Raw genomic sequence first — 19,644 nt, 5'->3', positions numbered from 1 at the left:
ACGGAACACGCCACGGCCAATCAATCGTGCAGACGCAAAAAAGCCGGGAATTTCCCGGCTGCCGCATCATACACACGTTTTGTCGCGCGATCACCCCGACGGGCAGTTTTGCCGCCCGGCGGAGTGATCAAGTGCTGATGCGATTACGGCTTGGACTTTTGCAGATAGCGGAAAAACTCGCTGCCTGGGTCAAGCACCATCACGTCGCTTTTGTTGGCGAAGCTTTCACGGTAGGCGCGAAGGCTACGGTAGAACGCGTAGAACTCCTGATCCTGACCGTAGGCCTTGGAGTAGATCGCGGACGCTTGAGCATCACCATCACCGCGCGCCTCTTCAGACTCGCGATACGCTTCAGCCAACAGAACGCGGCGCTGACGATCGGCGTCGGCACGAATGCCTTCAGCCAGTTCGTTACCCTTGGCGCGATGCTCGCGGGCTTCACGCTCACGCTCGGTGCTCATGCGCTCGAACACGCTGCGATTCACTTCCTTCGGCAGATCGATAGCCTTGACCCGGACATCGACCACTTCGATGCCCAGCTCTTTGCCGGCCATGGTGTTGAGCGACGCAGTGATGTCAGCCATCAGCGCGTCACGCTCACCCGAGACCACCTCGTGCAGGGTGCGCTTACCGAACTGGTCGCGCAGACCGGACTCGAGACGACGGGAAAGGCGCTCATCGGCGATCTGCTTCAGGCCGGATGTCGCGGTGTAGAAACGCTCAGCGTCCTTCACACGCCACTTGGCATAGGCATCAACCATTACGGCTTTCTTTTCCAGCGTCAGGAAACGCTGAGTCGGCGCATCGAGGGTCATCAAGCGACCATCGAACTTGCGCACCTGATTCACGTAGGGAATCTTCACGTGCAGGCCTGGCGAAACATCCGCCTGAACCACGCGACCGAACTGCAGGAGCACCGCGCGCTCGGTCTGAGCGACGATGTAGAAGCTGTTCCATGCGACCACGGCCAACACGACGCAGACAATCAGGGCAACCAGAGATTTATTGCTCATCAGCGAGTCTCCCTAGTGCGCGTGTCACGCTGCTGTTGCATGTCCGCTGCTCGTGAGCCCGGGTCTGCCGGTGCAGCAGCAGCGCCGCCGGCGGTAGACGAATTGGAACCGTTACGGCTGCTATCGATCATTTTGTCCAACGGCAGGTAAAGCAGGTTGTTCTGACCTTTGTCGCCGGTCACGAGTACCTTGCTGGTGTTGCTGAAGACTTCCTGCATGGTGTCCAGATACAGACGCTCACGCGTGACTTCCGGTGCCTTGCGGTACTCGGCAACCAGCTTGGTAAAGCGATCCGCCTCACCCTTGGCTCGAGAGACCACTTCATCGCGATAGCCGTTGGCGTCTTCGACGATACGCTGAGCCTGACCACGCGCTTCCGGGATCACGCCGTTTGCGTAGGTTTCAGCCTGGTTGCGTGAGCGTTGCTCGTCTTCACGGGCGCGGATCACGTCATCGAACGCTTCCTGGACTTCGCGTGGCGCCGCAGCGCTCTGCACGTTGACCTGAGTCACGGTGATGCCGGTGCGATAGGTATCGAGGAAGCGCTGCAGCCGCTCCTTGATTTCGCTGGCCATCAACTCACGACCTTCAGTCAGCACCTGATCCATGGCGGTCGAACCGACGACATGACGCAAGGCACTTTCGGTCGCATGCTGCAGGCTGACTTCAGGCTGATCAACGTTCAGCACGAAATCCTGCAGATTGGTAATTTTGTACTGCACGGTCAGTGGCACTTCGACGATGTTCTCGTCTTCGGTAAGCATCTGGCCCTGCTTGCTGTACGCACGTTCGCGCGTCACGTTTTCGAGGTACTTGCGATCGAACGGCGGGAAATAGATGTTCAGACCCGGCCCGACGGTTTCGTAGTACTTGCCGAAGCGCAGCACAACGGCCTGCTCCTGCTCGTCGACCACATAGATTGCGTTGTACAGCCAGATGGCGAGCAGCACGACCAGACCGATGCCGAGCAGGCCAAGGCCACCGCCCTTGCTCGATCCACCGCCGCTGCCGCCGCCATCGCCACTGCGTTTCTTGCCACCACCGAACAACCCATTCAGGCTTTCCTGCAGCTTACGGAAGGCCTCGTCGAGATCCGGTGGCCCCTTGCGGTCGCCGCCCTTGCGCTTACCACCCCAAGGATCCTGATTATTCGAGTTGCCACCCGGCTCATTCCAAGCCATAGCGCTCTCCATCTGATAAAGCAAAGACGCGCCCGCGGCGCGCCGACCAATGCTACAGAATGCCCGTCAAAGCGGTACAACCGCTTTGTCAGGCTTTTATTGCAAAGTGTGTTGCTCGATGAATTCGAGCGGCTGCAGTCCTTCGCGACTCACCAGGCGATTGAATTCAACTCGGGGTAACCGAACAGCCAGAAGACTCTGGCCTTCTTCGTCGTGTTCTTCGCTCTGCACCGCGCCCAAGTTGAAAAACTGGGCACGCAACCGGGCGAACTCCTGCGTCAGGCGCAACGTCCCCACAAAGAGATCATTGCCCAATACTTCGGCGATGGCTTGCCTGAGCAAATCCAGACCGCGTCCGTCACGGGCAGAAACCCAGACCCGCTGCGGCTTGCCATCAGCATCGCGTTGAATCTGCGGCTCCACCCCTTCGAGCAGATCGAGTTTGTTATAGACCTCGAGCATCGGCAAGTCCTGGGCGCCAATCTCGCCCAGCACCACCATGACCTGCTCGATCTGCTCAAGGCGATCGGGCTCGTGAGCGTCGATCACATGCAGCAGCAGATCGGAGTTGCTCGATTCTTCGAGCGTAGCCCGAAAGGCCTCGACCAGCTTGTGCGGCAAATGGCGGATAAAACCCACCGTATCGGCCAGCACAATCGGCCCGAGGTCTTTGACTTCAAGGCGGCGCAGGGTCGGGTCGAGGGTCGCGAACAGTTGATCCGCCGCGTAGACGTCGGAGTCAGTCACCGCATTGAACAGCGTTGACTTGCCGGCGTTGGTATAGCCGACGATCGACACCGTAGGGATATCGGCGCGGGACCGGCCACGACGAGCCTGATCACGCTGACTGCGGACTTTTTCAAGCCGGCCCTTGATCTGACGCAAGCGCACACGCAACAGACGTCGGTCCGTTTCAAGCTGGGTTTCACCCGGGCCGCGCAGACCGATACCACCGCCCTGACGCTCAAGGTGAGTCCAGCCACGGACCAGCCGCGTACTCATGTGCTCAAGCTGGGCCAGTTCGACCTGCAGCTTGCCTTCGTGGGTGCGCGCCCGTTGGGCGAAGATGTCGAGAATCAGGCCCGTACGGTCAAGCACGCGACACTCGAAAACACGTTCGAGGTTACGTTCCTGACTGGGTGTAAGGACATGATTGAAGATGACGATATCTGATTTTTCGGTTTTGACCAGGTCGCGTAATTCCTCGACCTTGCCGCTGCCCACCAGATATTTGGCCGTAGGCCGATGTCTTGGCACGTTGACGAACGAGACAATATCGGCACCGGCCGACAGCGCCAGTTCCCTGAACTCCTGCGGATCTTCGCGCGCCTCAGGGTCCTGACCATCCAAGTGAACGAGGATCGCCCGCTCACCACCACTGTGGCGCTCAAAGAACAAAGCAGACTCCTATCAGGCGTTACCTGGCTCGGCGTCAGCCTGCTCGGATTCGGTAGCGCTAGGCAGACGAATCGGGCGGACAGGAACGACAGTCGAGATGGCGTGTTTGTAGACCATTTGGCTGACAGTGTTCTTCAGCAAAATAACGAACTGGTCAAAAGATTCGATAGTGCCTTGCAGCTTGATGCCGTTTACCAGATAGATCGAAACCCCAACCTTTTCTTTACGCAAAGTGTTCAGGTAAGGGTCTTGTAGCGAATGCCCTTTTGACATGTGCCGCACTCCTTTAAGGATCAATAGAATAAATTTCGAAAACGTTGGCTTGGGCCGCTACCTCCCGAAGGCTATCCCCCAAGGATAGACGGCTATTGCAAGGACTCAGCTCAATATGGAGACCGACCCCAGGTATTTCAAGGCGCGTGACAGATTGTCGCTAGCCAGGCTGTCCAACCAGTGCAAATCCTGCCAGCTGCGCAACCAGGTGAACTGCCTCTTGGCCAACTGGCGCGTGGCAATGATGCCGCGCTCCTGCATCTCATCCCGAGTCAGCTTGCCGTCCAGATGATCCCAGACCTGGCGATACCCTACAGCTCTTATAGACGGTAAATTCGAGTGCAGATCACCCCTCGAACGTAGCGCTACGACTTCTTCAACGAATCCTTCATCAAGCATTTGCCTGAAACGCACAGCAATTCGGTCGTGGAGCACCTTGCGATCCGTCGGTGCGATCGCGAGATTTGCGACAGTATAGGGCAATTGATGACGCCCCGAAGCGCTCGCTTGAGCACTTTGCGCACTTTGTTGTTCACGGTGCGCGGTCATGCTCATTCCGCTAACCCGAAAGACTTCCAGCGCACGAACCAGCCGCTGAGGATCGTTGGGGTGAATTCTCGCTGCCGACACCGGATCGACGCTCGCCAGCTCATCATGCAATGCCTGCCAACCCTGACTGGCCGCCTGCGCCTCAATCTGCGCACGAATTTGGGCATCAGCCGCCGGCATATCGGCCAGGCCTTCCAGTAGAGCCTTGAAATACAACATCGTGCCGCCCACCAGCAGAGGAATTTTTCCCCGGGCGGTAATTTCCGCCATGGCCTGCAAGGCATCGGTTCGAAAATCCGCCGCAGAGTAGCTCTGGCTGGGGTCGAGGATATCGATGAGCCGGTGCGGATACTTTTCCAGAAGTGCTTTTGATGGCTTGGCGGTGCCAATGTCCATGCCGCGATAGACCAGCGCTGAATCCACACTGATCAGCTCACACGGCAGCACCTTGGTCAGCTCGATGGCGAGATCGGTTTTCCCGGCGGCGGTCGGCCCCATCAGAAAGATGGCCGGAGGAAGAGCACTCATCAGCGACCGCGCAGGAATAGTTTGTCCAGATCATCCAGACCCAGCTGGGTCCAGGTGGGCCGTCCGTGGTTGCATTGACCGCTGCGCTCGGTGTTTTCCATATCACGCAGCAGGCCGTTCATTTCCGGAATGGCCAGCCGCCGGTTGGCGCGAATCGCGCCGTGGCACGCCATGGTGCCGAGCAGCTCATTCATGTGCGCCTGAACGCGGTCGCTGGTGCCGTACTCCATCAGATCGCCCAGCACGTCGTGCACCAGTCGATTCGCCTCAGCCTGCTTGAGCAGCGCGGGGATCTGCCGGATCGCGAGCGTCTCTGGCCCCAGGCGCTGTAATTCGAAGCCCAGTTGCTGGAAGGTCGTCATATGCTCTTCGGCGCAGTCGGCCTCACGCTGGCTGACCGCGATGGACTCCGGCACCAGCAGCGGCTGACCGCTCAGGCCTTCGCTGGCCATGGCGATCTTCAAACGTTCGTACATGATCCGCTCATGGGCGGCGTGCATGTCCACCAGCACCAGGCCGTGGGCGTTTTCCGCGAGGATATAAATGCCCTTGAGCTGAGCGAGGGCATAACCCAGCGGCGGCACATCGCCTTGGGAGTCGGGCAACGCGACGCTGCCTGCACCCACCGGAGCCTGTGCGCCGGGCAGCGGGGCAAAGAATTCGCTGTAAGCAGCACGCGCCTCTTCAGCCGGAAGCACCGACGACGGCCGCGGCGTGTACTGATACTGATAACCCGCGCCGCTGCCAGAGCCGGGGGCGGATCCGGCGGGCGGGTTCCAGGCCTGACCCTGCGGCGTCTCGAGCACGTTATTGGCCAGGCGCATTTCGCCCTGGGGCCCGAACTCGCCGGCATCCGGCCCGCTTGGGCGCACCAGCGCGGTGACCGAGGTCGTACCTGCAAGCTGATCCTCAGGCCGTACATCGCCGAGCGCCCGATGCAGCGTACCGTAGAGGAAATCGTGAACCATGCGCCCGTCGCGGAACCGCACTTCGTGCTTGGTCGGGTGGACGTTGACGTCGACGACTGCCGGATCGACTTCGAAAAACAGCACGAAGGTCGGATGCCGGCCGTTGAACAATACGTCGCGATAAGCCTGACGCACCGCGTGGGCAACCAGTTTGTCGCGGACCGCACGGCCATTGACGAAGAAATACTGCAGATCGGCCTGACTGCGGGAGAACGTCGGCAGTCCGACCCAACCCCATAACCTCAAACCGTTGCGCTCGACCTCGATCGGCAGCGCCTGTTCCAGAAACCCGGGGCCGCAAATAGCCGACACCCGTCGCGCACGCGATACGTCATCGCGCGCTTCGTGCAGGCTCAGGACGGTCTTGCCGTTATGGCGCAAGTGAAAGGCCACGTCGAAACGCGCCAGCGCCATGCGCTTGATGACTTCCTGGAGATGATCGAACTCGGTTTTCTCGGCCTTGAGAAACTTGCGCCGCGCAGGAGTGTTGAAGAACAGGTCGCGCACTTCCACGGAGGTGCCGACAGGGTGCGCAGCAGGCTGAACGCGAGAAGCCATGTCGCGGCCTTCGGTCTCGACCTGCCACGCCTGATCAGCATCGCGGGTGCGCGACGTCAGGGTCAGACGGGCCACGGAGCTGATCGAGGCCAGCGCCTCACCCCGGAAACCAAGGCTCATGACGCGCTCAAGGTCTTCCAGCTCGCGGATCTTGCTGGTGGCATGTCGGGCCAGCGCCAGGGGCAGGTCATCCGAAGAAATGCCGCCACCGTCGTCGCGAACACGCAGCAGCTTGATGCCGGCCTGCTCAACGTCGACATCGATACGACGCGCGCCGGAATCGAGGCTATTTTCGAGCAGCTCCTTGATTACTGATGCCGGTCGCTCGACGACCTCGCCCGCAGCAATCTGGTTGGCAAGCCGTGGGCTGAGCAGCTGGATACGCGCGGCTTCTGCCGCAGGCAAATCCGCGCTTACGCTGACATCCAGTTCCTGATCACCGAGCAACAGGTCAGTCACGGCTCACCTGCCAGTTCTGCGCTGGGGATTCTCAGTTGCTGGCCGACTTTTAATTCGTCAGAACTTAAATGATTGGCGGTGCGAAGCATCGGCATGGTCATGTCGTAGCGCGCCGCGATCATGCTCAGCGATTCGCCGGGACGGACCGTGTGCTCGCGCGCACCCATGGCGAGTTTGCCGTTGTCCCGCAGCCAGGCGATGTACGTACCTTGCGGCGGATTCTGCTGGAAGAATTGCTTCACGCCGGCGGTGATGGAACGCGCCAACGCTTGCTGGTGGCTTGCACCTTCCAGCTTGTTCGCTTCCGCCGCGTTGGAGATAAAGCCGGTCTCGACCAGAATCGACGGAATGTCCGGCGACTTCAGCACCATGAAGCCGGCCTGCTCGACGCGGGATTTGTGCAACGAGGTCACGCGGCCGATGTTGGTCAGAACCTTCTGGCCAACGTTCAGGCTTGAGGTCAGCGACGCGGTCATCGACAGATCAAGCAGTACGCCGGCGAGCATGCGGTCTTTGTCATCGAGGCTCACAGCCCCGGCGCCCCCGATCAAGTCGGAACGGTTTTCACTGTCCGCCAGCCAGCGTGCGGTCTCAGAAGTCGCGCCGCGCTCGGACAAAGCAAACACCGAAGCCCCGAACGCCGCCGAGGAAGGCGCCGCGTCGGCGTGAATGGAGACGAACAGATCAGCGCCCTTGGCGCGTGCGATTTCCGTGCGCTTACGCAGCGGGATGAAGTAGTCGCCGGTGCGGGTCAGCTCTGCGCGATAGCCCTTCTCGCCGTTGATCTGGCGCTGCAGCTCCTTGGCAATCGCGAGCACGACGTTCTTTTCTTTCTCACCGCGGCCGCCGGACGCGCCTGGGTCTTCGCCGCCGTGACCGGCATCAATGACGACAACAATGTCACGCTTGCCATTCGGCACAGGGGTGAGTTTGATTTCAGGTTTGGACGGACTGACCGGCACCGCAGGCGTCGCCGGAGCAGCGGTGGCCGGGGTATCGGCAACCGACGGCGGCGGATTGGCATCGGCGGCGTTGTCGTACAGATCGACGACCAGACGGTTGCCGTATTGCTGGTTCGGCGCGAGGGTGAAACTCTTTGGTGTCACCGCCTTTTTCAGGTCGATGACCACGCGCAGGTCGTCAGGCGTGCGCTGCGCCGAGCGCATGCTGGTGATCGGCGTATTGGCCGTCGGCACATTCAACGCGCCACCCAGGGTGGCGCCATTGATATCAATGACCAGACGATCAGGGGACTGCAGCGTGAAGACGCTGTGCTGAACGGGGCCAGACAGGTCGAAAACCAGCCGAGTGTTATCCGGAGCACGCCATAAGCGGACACTTCGTACCTGTGAAGCGGCCAACGCGTCGACAGCCAGTGTCGCCAGCAGCAGTCCAATCACAGTAACCAGCGCGCGCATGCGCATACCAAACCCCATATCTAATGAATTTCTATTTAAACGACGGCGCCAAAGCGGCACACCACTGCTCACCACGGGAGCTTTTAGGGCTCAGCGTCAGCGCTCGACCTTGATCGAGCGGCCTTATGGTAATGATCAGGTCAGGCTTTGGCAAAAAGCCTGCACCAAGATTGGGCCATTCGATGAGACAAAGGGCATCGCCTTCGAAATAGTCCCGGATGCCGAGGAATTCTAGCTCTTCTGGATCAACAAGTCGGTAGAGATCAAAGTGATACGCGCGGTTTCTCCCAATTTCGTAAGGTTCTACCAGCGTAAACGTCGGACTTTTAACCGCGCCAGTATGGCCAAGGCCGCGAATGATCCCTCGGGACAGCGTGGTCTTGCCCGCCCCCAGATCGCCCTCCAGAAAAATAATCCCATTGCTTTCAGTCACTTGGGCAATACGTGCGCCGAAGTGGGTCATGGCCTCTTCACCCATGAGCTCCAGGGTTAGCTCAGACACGGTTGGTGCTCCTCCAGAAGCTGGCGAATAACAGGAATCAGATCAGCGGCAGCGAGCCCTCGCCCGCTGGCGCCACATTGCTCACCGGCGAGGGCGTGCAGCCAGACACCCAGACAGGCAGCGTCGTAGGCGCTCATCTTTTGCGCCATCAGCGCGCCGATGACACCGGACAGCACATCGCCCAGCCCGCCGGTCGCCATCGCCGGATGGCCATGATTGGCCAGTGAGAGGTCACCCGCAGGGTTGGCGATCAGGCTGCCGCTGCCTTTTAAAACGCATACAGCGTTAAATTTTTTAGCCAGCGCCCGCGCCGCAGCCGGACGATCGGCTTGAATGTGTTTGGTATCGGTGCCCAGCAGCCGCGCGGCTTCGCCAGGATGCGGGGTGATTACGCTGCCCTCGGGCAGTTGCACCGTGCCGGTCGCCAGCTCGTTCAGCGCGTCAGCATCCCAGACCTGCGGCAACGGCGCGTTGGCAGCCGCCGACAACAGGCTTTTCCCCCAACTGTGCTGACCGAGGCCCGGACCGACCACCAGCACCGACGCGGGCTCGATCAAGGCGCGCAACTGGTTGGCCGAGCTGATGCCGGCGCTCATGACTTCGGGGAATCGCGTCAGCGCGGCGCTGACATGTTCCGGCCGCGTTGCCAGCGTGACCATGCCCGCGCCGGTGCGCAGCGTGCTTTCAGTGGCGAGCAATGCCGCGCCGCCGAAGCCCCGATCGCCGCCCACCACCAGCACGCGGCCGAACATGCCCTTGTGCGCAGTGCGTGAGCGAGGGGCCAGGGTAGGCAGATTGAAGGTATCCAGCCGTCTGACGCTCACTGGCGTCTGCCGAATGATCTCGGCGTCCGCCTGCAAGTCATCGAACACCAGCTCACCCACCAGCTCGGGCGCATCGCCGGTGAACAGCCCGACCTTGAGGCCGATGAAGGTGACGGTCAGATCGGCGTGAACTGCACAACCGAGGGTTCGCCCCGTGTCCGCGCACAGTCCCGAAGGGAGATCGACGGCCATGACGGGCAACTCACTGTCGTTGATGGCTTCAATGGCCGCAGCGTAAGGCGCGCGCGCGTCGCCCGTCAGTCCAGTCCCCAGTAACGCGTCGACCACGATGCCGGCCAGCGCCTGCTGTTGCCATGACTGAATATCGACATTGGCGGCGACGGCCTCTTCATAGGCCGAACGGGCATCGCCGGCCAGCGCGTCGCAATCACCCACGGCCAGCACGTTAACTTGCCAACCGGCACGTCGGGCCAGCGCAGCAATGAGATAGCCGTCACCTGCGTTATTGCCGCGACCGGCCATCACCGTCAGCTGTTTGTCCTCAGGCCAACGGCGGCGTATTGCCCGCCACGCGGCATGGGCGGCCCGTTGCATCAGCTCGAAGCCGGGCGTGCCGGCGGCAATCAGGCGCGCATCGAGGTCGCGGACCTGAGCGGCGCTGTACAGTGCGTCGGGAAATGGGGGTTTGCTGTGCAACATGCGTCTCTGGGCTCCGATGTCTGGCAGAATTATACGCACCTGCGCCCCGGTGTCCTCCTTGCATGTCCGCGATAACTGTAGATCCATCCACAGCCTCAACGCCCCTCTCGGCGGCCGGGCTGACCGACCTTGCCCAATCGATCAAGGGTTGGGGGCGCGAGCTTGGCTTTCAGCAAGTCGGGATCTCGGGGCTGGACCTGGCTGAGCACGAGCAGCACTTGGAGCGATGGCTCGACGCCGGGTACCACGGCGAGATGGACTATATGGCAGCGCATGGCAGCAAACGTTCGCATCCGGACGAGCTGGTGCCAGGAACCCTGCGCGTGGTGTCGTTGCGCATGGACTATCTTCCCGGCGACACGCAGATGGCCCAACTGCTGGGGCAGCCCGAGAAAGCCTACGTTTCCCGTTACGCGCTGGGCCGTGATTACCACAAGCTGATCCGCAAGCGCGTGCAGCAACTGGCGGAGCGGATCCAACAGGCGATCGGTCCGTTCGGGTTTCGTGCGTTCGTCGACAGCGCACCGGTACTGGAGAAGGCCATCGCCGAACAGGCCGGGCTGGGCTGGATCGGCAAAAACACCCTGGTGCTCAATCGCAAGGCCGGCAGTTATTTCTTCCTCAGCGAACTGTTCGTCGACCTGCCGCTACCGGTAGACGCGCCACACGCCACCGAGCATTGCGGGCGCTGCACGGCGTGCCTGGACGTCTGCCCGACCAATGCGTTCGTCGGGCCCTACGTACTGGATGCGCGCAAGTGCATTTCCTACCTGACCATCGAGCTAAAGACGTCGATCCCCGAAGACTTGCGCTCACTGATCGGCAATCGGGTGTTTGGCTGCGATGACTGCCAGATCGTCTGCCCGTGGAATCGCTTCGCCCGGCCCACCGATCAGACAGACTTCAAGCCGCGCCACGGCCTGGATAACGCCGAATTGACGACGCTTTTTTTGTGGGATGAAACGACCTTCCTGAGCAACACCGAAGGCTCACCGTTGCGACGCGCCGGGTATGAGCGGTGGCTCAGAAATCTGGCCGTGGGACTGGGCAATGCGCCGTCTACCATCCCGGTGATCGAAGCGCTGAAAGCGCGGCGGGAGCATCCGTCGGAGATGGTGCGCGAGCATGTGGAATGGGCGTTGCGGCAGCATGAAGCCAGGGCCCCAGGACGCTTGCTGTAATAACGCGCTGACTCAATGCCCATCCTTGTAAACAAACTTCGGCATTTCCCAGCGAAACCTGATCGCCAGCAGCCGCAGTAACAGCCCGCCAAACAGAGTAATCAGCGTGCCCTGCTCCACCGGCAAGCCGGCGTACTGACACAGCAAAAAGCACCACGCGGCGGCGAACGACACGCTGGCATACAGCTCGCGGCGGAAGATGAGAGGGATGTCGTTGCAGAAAATATCCCGCAGGATCCCGCCAAACACGCCCGTAATCACCCCGCTCACGGCGGCGACGGTCATGCTCAAGCCCATGTCCAGCGCGGTCATGCTGCCGATCAGTGTGAACGCCACCAACCCCAGCGCATCGAGCACCAGAAACAGCGAGCGCAGATGGCGCATCAGCGGTGCGATGAAAATCGTCACCAGCGCCGCGACGCTGGTGAGGATCAGATATTCCGGGTGCTTGACCCACGTCAGCGGGTAATGCCCCAGCAGCACGTCGCGAACCGAACCGCCACCCAATGCCGTGATGCACGCGATCAGCACAACGCCGAACCAGTCCATGCCGCGACGGCCTGCGGACAGCGCGCCGGTCATGGCCTCGGCCGTAATAGCGATCAGGTAGAGCATCAACAACATGGCAGCAGTCCCTGCGAGAAAGGGGCGCAGTCTAACCACTCGACCGGGGCTCCAAAAGAGAGCGTTTAGCTTTGCTCCCTCTCCAGGCGACCGCACTTGGCCGCCGGCGCCCTGTCATCAGGACTTGATGAAGTGCTCGCGATAGAAACGCAGCTCGGCGATCGACTCACGGATATCGTCCAGCGCCAGGTGAGTGCTGCCCTTCTTGAACTTGAGATCAGGCGACCAACGTGCGGCCAGCTCTTTTAGGGTGGAGACGTCGAGGTTGCGGTAGTGAAAGTAGTTTTCCAGCGTTGGCATGCGCTTGTACAGGAAGCGACGATCCTGGCAGATGCTGTTGCCGCAGATGGGTGAACTGCGCTCGGGGACCCACTGCTTGATGAACTCAAGCGTCATGGCCTCGGCTTCGTCGTTGGAGATTTTGCTTTCGCGCACGCGCTGAGTCAGGCCGGAGCCACCGTGCTGGCGGGTGTTCCACTCGTCCATGCCGTTCAGCAGCTCATCGCTCTGGTGAACCGCGATGACCGGGCCTTCGGCCAGGGTGTTGAGTTCGCTGTCGGTGATGATCGTTGCCATCTCGATGATGACGTCGTTATCAGGGTCCAGACCGGTCATTTCCAGGTCGATCCAGATCAGATTCTGTTTGTTCTGCATATGTCGGCTCCTCAGCGTTGGCGCGCAGTTTAGCCCACCCGGGCGTGCTAGACTCGCTCGCGCTTTATCAAATAAGCACCTTTATGCGTCTTCAAACGGAACACTGAACACCCATGGCCAAACGCCAACTCAATCGCCGCCAGAACTGGCGCATCGAAAAGATTCAGGGCGAACGCGCAGCGCGTGCCGCAAAACGTGAATCAACCGCTCTCGAAACGCTGGAAGGCGGCGATCTCGGTCCCGAACAAACGGGGCTGGTCATCGCGCATTTCGGCGTGCAGGTAGAAGTCGAAGCGCAGGAAGGCGAGCTGCAGGGTCAGGTTTTCCGCTGCCACTTGCGCGCCAACCTGCCAGCACTGGTGACCGGCGACCGAGTCGTCTGGCGCGCGGGCAATCAGGGCATCGGCGTGATCGTTGCGCAACTGCCCCGCGATACAGAACTGAGCCGCCCGGACAGCCGGGGCCAGCTCAAGCCGGTGGCCGCCAACGTTGACCTGATCGTCATCGTTTTCGCACCGATGCCCGAACCCCATGCCAACCTGATCGATCGTTACTTGGTGGCTGCCGAGCACGCGGGGATTCGCCCGCTGTTGCTGTTGAACAAGTTTGACTTGATCGACGATCAGAACGCCCCGGCGCTCAATGCGCTGCTGGCCGTTTATCGCACGCTGGGATACCCGGTGCTGGAAGTGTCGGCCCACCACGGCGACGGCATGCAGCAATTGCAGGACCAGCTGGATGGCCACATCAGTGTGTTCGTCGGCCAGTCCGGCGTCGGCAAATCCTCGCTGGTCAACAGCCTGCTGCCGGAAGTCGGCACCCGCGTCGGGCCGTTGTCGGAGTATTCGGGTCAAGGCACGCATACCACGACCACCGCGCGCCTGTTCCACTTCCCGCGCGGCGGCGACCTGATCGACTCACCGGGTATTCGTGAATTCGGCCTGGGCCACGTCAGCCGTGCCGATGTCGAAGCGGGCTTTATCGAGTTCAACGACCTGCTCGGTCGCTGCCGCTTCCGTGACTGCAAGCATGACCGCGAACCCGGCTGTGCGTTGTTGCAGGGCCTTGCAGACGGACGCGTGCAGCAGCAGCGCATGAACAGCTATCGCTCGATCATCGCGAGCTTGCCGGAAAGCAGTTATTGATTCAGCGGTAGTGGCCAATCCGATTCAGGCCTTCCCGGCTGAAGCCGGTCCTACTGACTGCGGGCCCGTTGAATGAAACGCGCAAACAAAAACGCCGCGATCATCGCGGCGTTTTTGTGTCTGCACCCCAGTATCAGTTCTTGGTGTCGTCGATCTTCAACTGGCCCTGATCGAAGATGTTCAGCTTCTGCCGAATCTCGTGGGGCTGGGCATAAGCCTGTGGATCAACGGTAGGCGTGGACGTCGACGCCCCCGGCTGATTGGCCGGCGCTGTAGCGCCAGGTACAGGCGATGGCGCAGGAGCTCCTGGTGCATCCGGGGTTTGCGGTGCTTCACCTGAATTCTGCGCGCCTTCGATCCGCTGCTGCGCTTTCTTGGTCATCACCACAATGTCGATGCGACGGTTGATCGGGTTTTGCGGGTGCTCCTTGTCATACAGTGCCGAAGACGCATAACCCACTACGCGCGCCACCTGTTGATCCGGATACCCTCCCGCGACGAGCGCCCGGCGTGCGGCGTTCGCTCGACCGGACGACAGCTCCCAGTTACCGAAGCCATTGTTACCAACAAAGGGCGTGGCGTCGGTGTGTCCGCTGATGCTGACTTTGTTCGGCACGGCTTTGATGGTGTCGGCCATGGCCAGCAAGATGTCTTCGAAATACGGTTTGAGCTTCGCGCTGCCGATGTCAAACATCGGGCGGTTTTCAGCGTCCATGATCTGGATGCGCAAACCGTCCTGGGTGATCTCGAACAGAATCTGGTCCTTGAACTTCGCCAGTTGCGGATTCTCGTTGATCTTGGTCTGCAACTCTTGCAGCAACATCTCCAGACGGTCCTGCTCGACCTGCTCGGCGGCGGCATCCTGTTGGTCTGCATCAACGGGCACGCGATCCGGCGCAGGCGTGGATTGCACTTCCGGGTTGAGCGTCTGGTTAGGGGACATTTCCGGCGAACCGCCCAGGTCAATCACATAGGGCGAGCCGCTGTCGGAAAAACCGACCGGGTCCTTGAAGTAACCGGCGATGGCGAGCAATTGCTCGGGCGTGGCCGACGACATCAGCCACAGCACCAGGAAGAACGCCATCATCGCCGTCGCGAAGTCGGCAAAGGCAATTTTCCAGGCGCCGCCGTGATGCCCCCCGCCGTAGCGCTTGACGCGCTTTATGATAATCGGCTGATTATTTTCCATGGATCAACGACCGCGGACAGCTTGTTCCAGCTCGCTGAAGCTGGGGCGATGGGCCGGATACAGAACCTTGCGACCGAACTCCACGGCCAGCGAAGGCGGCACGCCGGACGCCGATGCTACGAGCGAAGCCTTGATCGATTCATAGACGTTCATCTCTTCCTTGGCATCGTGGGCCAGGGAAGTGGCCAACGGACCGAAGAAACCGTACGCCGCAAGGATACCGAAGAAGGTACCCACCAGTGCCGCGCCGACGTGCATGCCGATCGCGGCTTTGTCGCCGGAACCCAGGGAGGCCATGGTCACCACGATACCCAGTACCGCAGCAACGATACCGAAACCCGGCATGGCGTCGGCGACACCGGTCACTGCGTGGGAAGGATGCTCGAGCTCTTCTTTCATGCTCAGCAGTTCCATGTCGAACAAGCCTTCCAGCTCGTGGGGCGCCATGTTGCCGGAAGACATGATGCGCAGGTAATCGCAGATGAAAGCGATCATGCGGGTGTCTTTGAGCACGCCAGGGTATTTGGCGAAAATCGGGCTGTTCTCGGGCTCTTCAATGTCGCCTTCGATGGCCATCATGCCTTCGCGGCGACTCTTGTTGAGGATCTCGTAGACCAGGCCCAGCACTTCGAGGTAGTAGCCGTGGGTGAACCGGGTGCTGAACATCTTCAAGGACTTCTTGATGACCAGCATGGTCATATAGCCCGGGTTGGCTTGCAGGAATGCGCCCAGCGCCGCACCGCCGATGATCATGACCTCGAAAGGCTGGATCAACGCAGCGATCTGACCGTGGGACAGTACGTATCCGCCGAGAACGCTCGCGAAAACGACGATGATGCCGATAATTTTTGCCATAGGTAGAGAATACTTACTGAGTCGGGTTCATGGTCATTGTGCGAGAAGCGCTTGAAACTCTTGTCCTGCTTATCGGCATGAATGCGCCAGACTATAGTCAGATCACAGGAAAATGCTGACCGATGCGTGGCGCAGGACGTTGCGTCCATGAGGGCCAGCATGATGCCAGTACCCGACATTGATCAAAACCTCCCAGCCGTACGGGTGTTGTGAATGCAATCAGATAAAGCTACTTCGCTCCCTGTTCCGCGCACCCTCGATACCTGGATAAAGCAGCTCGACAGCATCGCCTTGCCGGTGCCCGCGGTGGCGTATCAGCGCGTGCAGGCGGCATTGACCGACAGCCGCCGCTCGCTGCGCGATATTGCCGATCTCATGCAGGACAGCCCGGCGCTGGTGCTCAACGTTTTGCGCGAAGCCAACCTGAACAGCCCCGCCACGGCTCAGCCTGCGGAGAGTCTTGAAGTCGCCATCAACCGCCTGGGTCTGGCGCGTACCGAGGCGCTGCTGGCGCGGTTGCCGAGTGTCGATGCACGGGATATCCCCATGGCGCTGCGTCAGATACAGCTGATCAGTCAGCACGCCATGCAACAGGCTTACGGCCTGTTCGCCAATCAACTGGCCCGGCTGTGGCAGGACATCCATCTGGGCAGCCTCCTGTTTCTCTCGCCCCTCTGGCCGTTGGCGCTGGCCCACCCCAAACTGCTGGAAGAATGGGAATTGCGGGTTATCCACAAGGGCGAATCTGCCAAGACCGTGGAGCAGGCACTGTTTGGCGTGCGGCTGGTGCGTTTGTGTCAGGGGCTGGCGCAGCACTGGCGCTTGCCGATCTGGGTGACCCAGGGCTACGAACTGCTGACCTCCCAGCAACGCAATCTGGTGAAAGTGTTGCGCATCGCCCATAGCAACAACGACCCACTCAAGCAGCAACAGCAACTCGACGCCGATCTGCCGCTGCGGCGCTGGCTTAACCAGCCCGCCAATACAATTCTGCTGGCCAACGGCCTCGCGCTGTCGGCGCACCAGGCCTGGGACACGCCGCATAACCTGCGCTGGCAACTGCTGACCAGCCTGTATCTGCAACAGTCACTGGATCATCTCCAGCAGCAGGTTCACCAGAATGCGGCGGCCAGCGCTCGCCAGCATTCCGGCCCGGATATCTGGCACCCGGCGCAGGCTTTGCTTTGGCCGTGGAGTGCACGACGAGTACATAAAGGCTTGCTGCCTGCACCGCCCCCCTCGCCCGACGCCTTGCAGCTGTGGCGCAAGCACTGCGCCGATCTGTTGAAAGAGCCCGGCATTTTCATCAACGCGATACACCTGACCACCTGCGCCCGGGATGCATTGGTGGCGGCGGGCATGCAGCGAGTGGTGTTGCTGATGACCGATCGCAAGACCGACAGCCTGCGCGTGCATCAGATCGCAGGCGTGGACAAGTCGGCCGCTGCGTTGCTGGTGCCCTACAAAGACAGCACCGTGCTGCAACGCTTGCTCGCTCAACCCACGCAATTGCGCCTGACACCGGCCAACAACGCCCAGTTTTCGGCGCTGCTGCCGCCGCAGCTGCGCAATCTGTTCAGCGGCGAAAACCTGCTGATTCGCTCACTGGCCAGCAATGGCCGTGTGGTGATGATGGTGGTGGCTGATCAGGGCGGCGGACCGTTTTCCGAAGTGTCCGTCCAGGCGTTCGGAAAAACCGGTCAGTGCATCGAGAAAGCGCTGACCACCTTTAGCCATCGCAATGGCTGACGGCTGAGCTACAATTCGCAACCTTTTCGCGATCCGGAGACGCTAGATGTCTGCCTTTTCAAGCTTGCCGCTGGTCATCGAGCCCGCAGACCTGCAAGCACGCCTCAGCGCGCCAGAGCTGATTCTGGTCGACCTGACCAGCCCGGCCCGCTACGAGGCCGGCCACATTCCCGGCGCGCGATTCGTCGATCCGAAACGCACGCAACTGGGCCTGCCACCTGCGCCGGGACTGCTGCCCTCGCACAGCCATCTTGAAGCGTTGTTCGGCGAGCTGGGCCACAACCCCGATGCGGTGTACGTGGTCTACGACGACGAAGGCGGCGGTTGGGCCGGCCGCTTCATCTGGCTGCTCGACGTCATCGGACACAAAAAGTATCACTATATCGACGGTGGCCTGCTCGCCTGGCAGGCCGAAGGTCTGCCGCTGTCGTCAGAGGTGCCACAAGCAGTCGGCGGTCCGGTCTCGCTCACCTTGCACGACGAGCCCACGGCCACCCGCGAATACCTGCAAAGCCGCCTCGGCGCCGATGACCTGGCGATCTGGGACGCTCGCGCGCCAACTGAATATTCCGGCGAGAAAGTCGTCGCCGCCAAGGGAGGTCATATTCCCGGCGCCGTGAACTTCGAATGGACCGCCGGCATGGACCAGGCACGCCACCTGCGCATCCGCAAGGACATGCCGCAGATCCTCAAAGACCTGGGCATTACCCCGGAGAAAGAAATCATTACCCACTGCCAGACCCATCATCGTTCGGGCTTCACCTATCTGGTGGCCAAGGCACTGGGTTACCCGAGGGTCAAGGGCTACGCAGGCTCATGGGGCGAGTGGGGCAACCATCCGGACACCCCGGTCGAGAAATAATCGGCGCCCGACGTGGCATAGATCCGTATTCCCTTTTTCAAACGTTTTAGGAATCTTGATGAAACAGCGTCTGTTTATCCTTTTCCAGTATCTGCTTCCCCATCATCTGCTGTCGCAACTGGCGGGCTGCGTGGCCGAATGCCGCGTGCGCTGGTTCAAAAATGCCTTCACCCAATGGTTTGCGCGACGATACCAGGTCGACATGTCCCAGGCTCAGGTCGAGGACATCACCGGGTACCCGCACTTCAACGACTTCTTCACCCGCGCCCTCAAACCGGGCGCGCGTCCACTGGACCCAACGCCGGGCGCGATCCTTTCTCCTGCCGATGGCGCGGTCAGCCAACTGGGCCCAATTGAACACGGCCGCATCTTCCAGGCCAAAGGCCATAGCTACAGCGTACTGGAACTGCTCGGCGGCGATGCGCGCCTGTCCGCGCCGTTCATGGGTGGCGAATTCGCCACCGTTTACCTGTCGCCGAAGGACTATCACCGTGTTCACATGCCGCTCGCCGGCACACTGCGCGAGATGGTCTATGTGCCCGGCCGGCTGTTCTCGGTAAACCAGACCACAGCGGAAAACGTGCCGGAGCTGTTCGCCCGTAACGAACGCGTCGTGTGCCTGTTCGACACCGAACGCGGACCGATGGCCGTCGTGCTGGTCGGTGCCATGATCGTTGCCTCGATCGAAACCGTCTGGGCCGGTCTGGTCACGCCACCGAAGCGCGAGCTCAAGACTTTCCGTTACGACGAAGCCGCGCGCGCACCCATTCATCTGGAAAAAGGCGCCGAGCTGGGTCGCTTTAAACTGGGTTCTACGGCCATCGTGCTGTTCGGGCCCAATCAGGTGAAGTGGTCCGAGCTGCTGGCGGCCGGTTCTGCCGTTCAGATGGGTCAGGGCATCGCGCTGCCATTGCAGGCCTGATTCTTGCCTTAACTCTTACCCGAGAGGCGTGATGCTGTTTTTCTGGCGCGAACTGCTTTAAGCCGTCGCGCCACATCACGCTTAACCAGGGATTGCCGGGGCTGGGCGCAGGACAATGTGCCCAGGCTGCGA

General features: G+C 60.9%; 18 protein-coding genes. 5 read left to right on the top strand and 13 right to left on the bottom strand.

All coding sequences use genetic code 11. The features are described 5' to 3' along the window. Positions 1–143: 143 nt before the first annotated feature. The 9 genes from hflC to IFT47_RS15510 form a co-directional block, all read right to left on the bottom strand. Positions 144–1,013, bottom strand: coding sequence for a protease modulator HflC (hflC, locus tag IFT47_RS15550; protein ID WP_122533818.1), 870 nt, complete (start codon positions 1,011–1,013; stop codon positions 144–146). After that, positions 1,013–2,194, bottom strand: coding sequence for an FtsH protease activity modulator HflK (gene hflK / locus IFT47_RS15545; RefSeq protein ID WP_192171092.1), 1,182 nt, complete (start codon positions 2,192–2,194; stop codon positions 1,013–1,015). The genes hflC and hflK overlap by 1 nt, the downstream gene beginning before the upstream one ends. 96 nt (positions 2,195–2,290) lie before the next feature. Continuing rightward, a complete protein-coding gene (gene hflX / locus IFT47_RS15540) occupies positions 2,291–3,592 on the bottom strand; it encodes a ribosome rescue GTPase HflX (RefSeq protein ID WP_192171093.1) in 1,302 nt (433 codons plus the stop codon). A gap of 12 nt (positions 3,593–3,604) precedes the next feature. Continuing rightward, entirely contained in the window at positions 3,605–3,865 is a 261-nt protein-coding gene (hfq, locus tag IFT47_RS15535) for an RNA chaperone Hfq (protein WP_019691505.1), read from the bottom strand. Positions 3,866–3,970: 105 nt separating this feature from the next. Then, positions 3,971–4,942 (bottom strand): tRNA (adenosine(37)-N6)-dimethylallyltransferase MiaA, encoded by a 972-nt coding sequence (miaA, locus tag IFT47_RS15530; protein ID WP_192171094.1) that lies wholly within the window; start codon positions 4,940–4,942, stop codon positions 3,971–3,973. Then, positions 4,942–6,873, bottom strand: coding sequence for a DNA mismatch repair endonuclease MutL (gene mutL, locus IFT47_RS15525; RefSeq protein ID WP_192171471.1), 1,932 nt, complete (start codon positions 6,871–6,873; stop codon positions 4,942–4,944). The genes miaA and mutL overlap by 1 nt, the downstream gene beginning before the upstream one ends. Before the next feature lie 50 nt (positions 6,874–6,923). Beyond that, positions 6,924–8,363: an N-acetylmuramoyl-L-alanine amidase gene (locus IFT47_RS15520; protein ID WP_197983590.1), complete on the bottom strand. Its 1,440-nt coding sequence runs from the start codon at positions 8,361–8,363 to the stop codon at positions 6,924–6,926. Positions 8,364–8,376: 13 nt separating this feature from the next. Beyond that, positions 8,377–8,847, bottom strand: coding sequence for a tRNA (adenosine(37)-N6)-threonylcarbamoyltransferase complex ATPase subunit type 1 TsaE (gene tsaE / locus IFT47_RS15515; RefSeq protein ID WP_192171096.1), 471 nt, complete (start codon positions 8,845–8,847; stop codon positions 8,377–8,379). Then, positions 8,835–10,331 carry an NAD(P)H-hydrate dehydratase gene (locus IFT47_RS15510; protein WP_192171097.1) on the bottom strand — a complete coding sequence of 499 codons (1,497 nt, stop codon included), beginning with the start codon at positions 10,329–10,331 and terminating at the stop codon, positions 8,835–8,837. The genes tsaE and IFT47_RS15510 overlap by 13 nt, the downstream gene beginning before the upstream one ends. A gap of 62 nt (positions 10,332–10,393) precedes the next feature. Between IFT47_RS15510 and queG the strand changes: the two genes are divergently transcribed. After that, positions 10,394–11,512: a tRNA epoxyqueuosine(34) reductase QueG gene (gene queG / locus IFT47_RS15505; protein ID WP_244655847.1), complete on the top strand. Its 1,119-nt coding sequence runs from the start codon at positions 10,394–10,396 to the stop codon at positions 11,510–11,512. A gap of 12 nt (positions 11,513–11,524) precedes the next feature. On the opposite strand, the gene IFT47_RS15500 is transcribed toward queG, so the two are convergent. Beyond that, positions 11,525–12,136, bottom strand: a complete 612-nt coding sequence (locus IFT47_RS15500) for a trimeric intracellular cation channel family protein (protein ID WP_192171098.1) — start codon at positions 12,134–12,136, stop codon at positions 11,525–11,527. A gap of 117 nt (positions 12,137–12,253) precedes the next feature. Then, positions 12,254–12,790: an oligoribonuclease gene (orn, locus tag IFT47_RS15495; RefSeq protein ID WP_065987811.1), complete on the bottom strand. Its 537-nt coding sequence runs from the start codon at positions 12,788–12,790 to the stop codon at positions 12,254–12,256. A gap of 113 nt (positions 12,791–12,903) precedes the next feature. Between orn and rsgA the strand changes: the two genes are divergently transcribed. Then, on the top strand, positions 12,904–13,935 hold the full coding sequence (rsgA, locus tag IFT47_RS15490) for a small ribosomal subunit biogenesis GTPase RsgA (protein WP_192171099.1): 1,032 nt from the start codon (positions 12,904–12,906) through the stop codon (positions 13,933–13,935). A gap of 133 nt (positions 13,936–14,068) precedes the next feature. Here rsgA and motB read toward each other — a convergent pair whose 3' ends face one another. Both motB and motA read right to left on the bottom strand, forming a co-directional pair. After that, positions 14,069–15,124 carry a flagellar motor protein MotB gene (gene motB / locus IFT47_RS15485; RefSeq protein ID WP_192171100.1) on the bottom strand — a complete coding sequence of 352 codons (1,056 nt, stop codon included), beginning with the start codon at positions 15,122–15,124 and terminating at the stop codon, positions 14,069–14,071. A 3-nt stretch (positions 15,125–15,127) separates the two neighbouring features. Beyond that, positions 15,128–15,979 carry a flagellar motor stator protein MotA gene (gene motA, locus IFT47_RS15480; protein WP_037015764.1) on the bottom strand — a complete coding sequence of 284 codons (852 nt, stop codon included), beginning with the start codon at positions 15,977–15,979 and terminating at the stop codon, positions 15,128–15,130. Between the two features lie 213 nt (positions 15,980–16,192). Here motA and IFT47_RS15475 point away from each other — a divergent pair, with 213 nt between their 5' ends. From IFT47_RS15475 to asd, 3 genes are read left to right on the top strand one after another with little or no spacing between them, the layout of a single operon-like run. Further along, positions 16,193–17,728 (top strand): HDOD domain-containing protein, encoded by a 1,536-nt coding sequence (locus IFT47_RS15475; protein WP_192171101.1) that lies wholly within the window; start codon positions 16,193–16,195, stop codon positions 17,726–17,728. Positions 17,729–17,774: 46 nt separating this feature from the next. Continuing rightward, entirely contained in the window at positions 17,775–18,590 is an 816-nt protein-coding gene (locus IFT47_RS15470) for a rhodanese-like domain-containing protein (RefSeq protein WP_192171102.1), read from the top strand. 52 nt (positions 18,591–18,642) lie between these two features. Then, on the top strand, positions 18,643–19,512 hold the full coding sequence (gene asd, locus IFT47_RS15465; protein WP_192171473.1) for an archaetidylserine decarboxylase: 870 nt from the start codon (positions 18,643–18,645) through the stop codon (positions 19,510–19,512). The last annotated feature ends 132 nt before the right edge of the window (positions 19,513–19,644 follow it).

Source organism: Pseudomonas sp. CFBP 13711, assembly GCF_014842265.1.
Lineage (GTDB): Bacteria > Pseudomonadota > Gammaproteobacteria > Pseudomonadales > Pseudomonadaceae > Aquipseudomonas.
The sequence above is the reverse complement of the archived record's forward strand: the minus strand, read 5'-3'. Positions and strand labels throughout refer to the sequence as shown.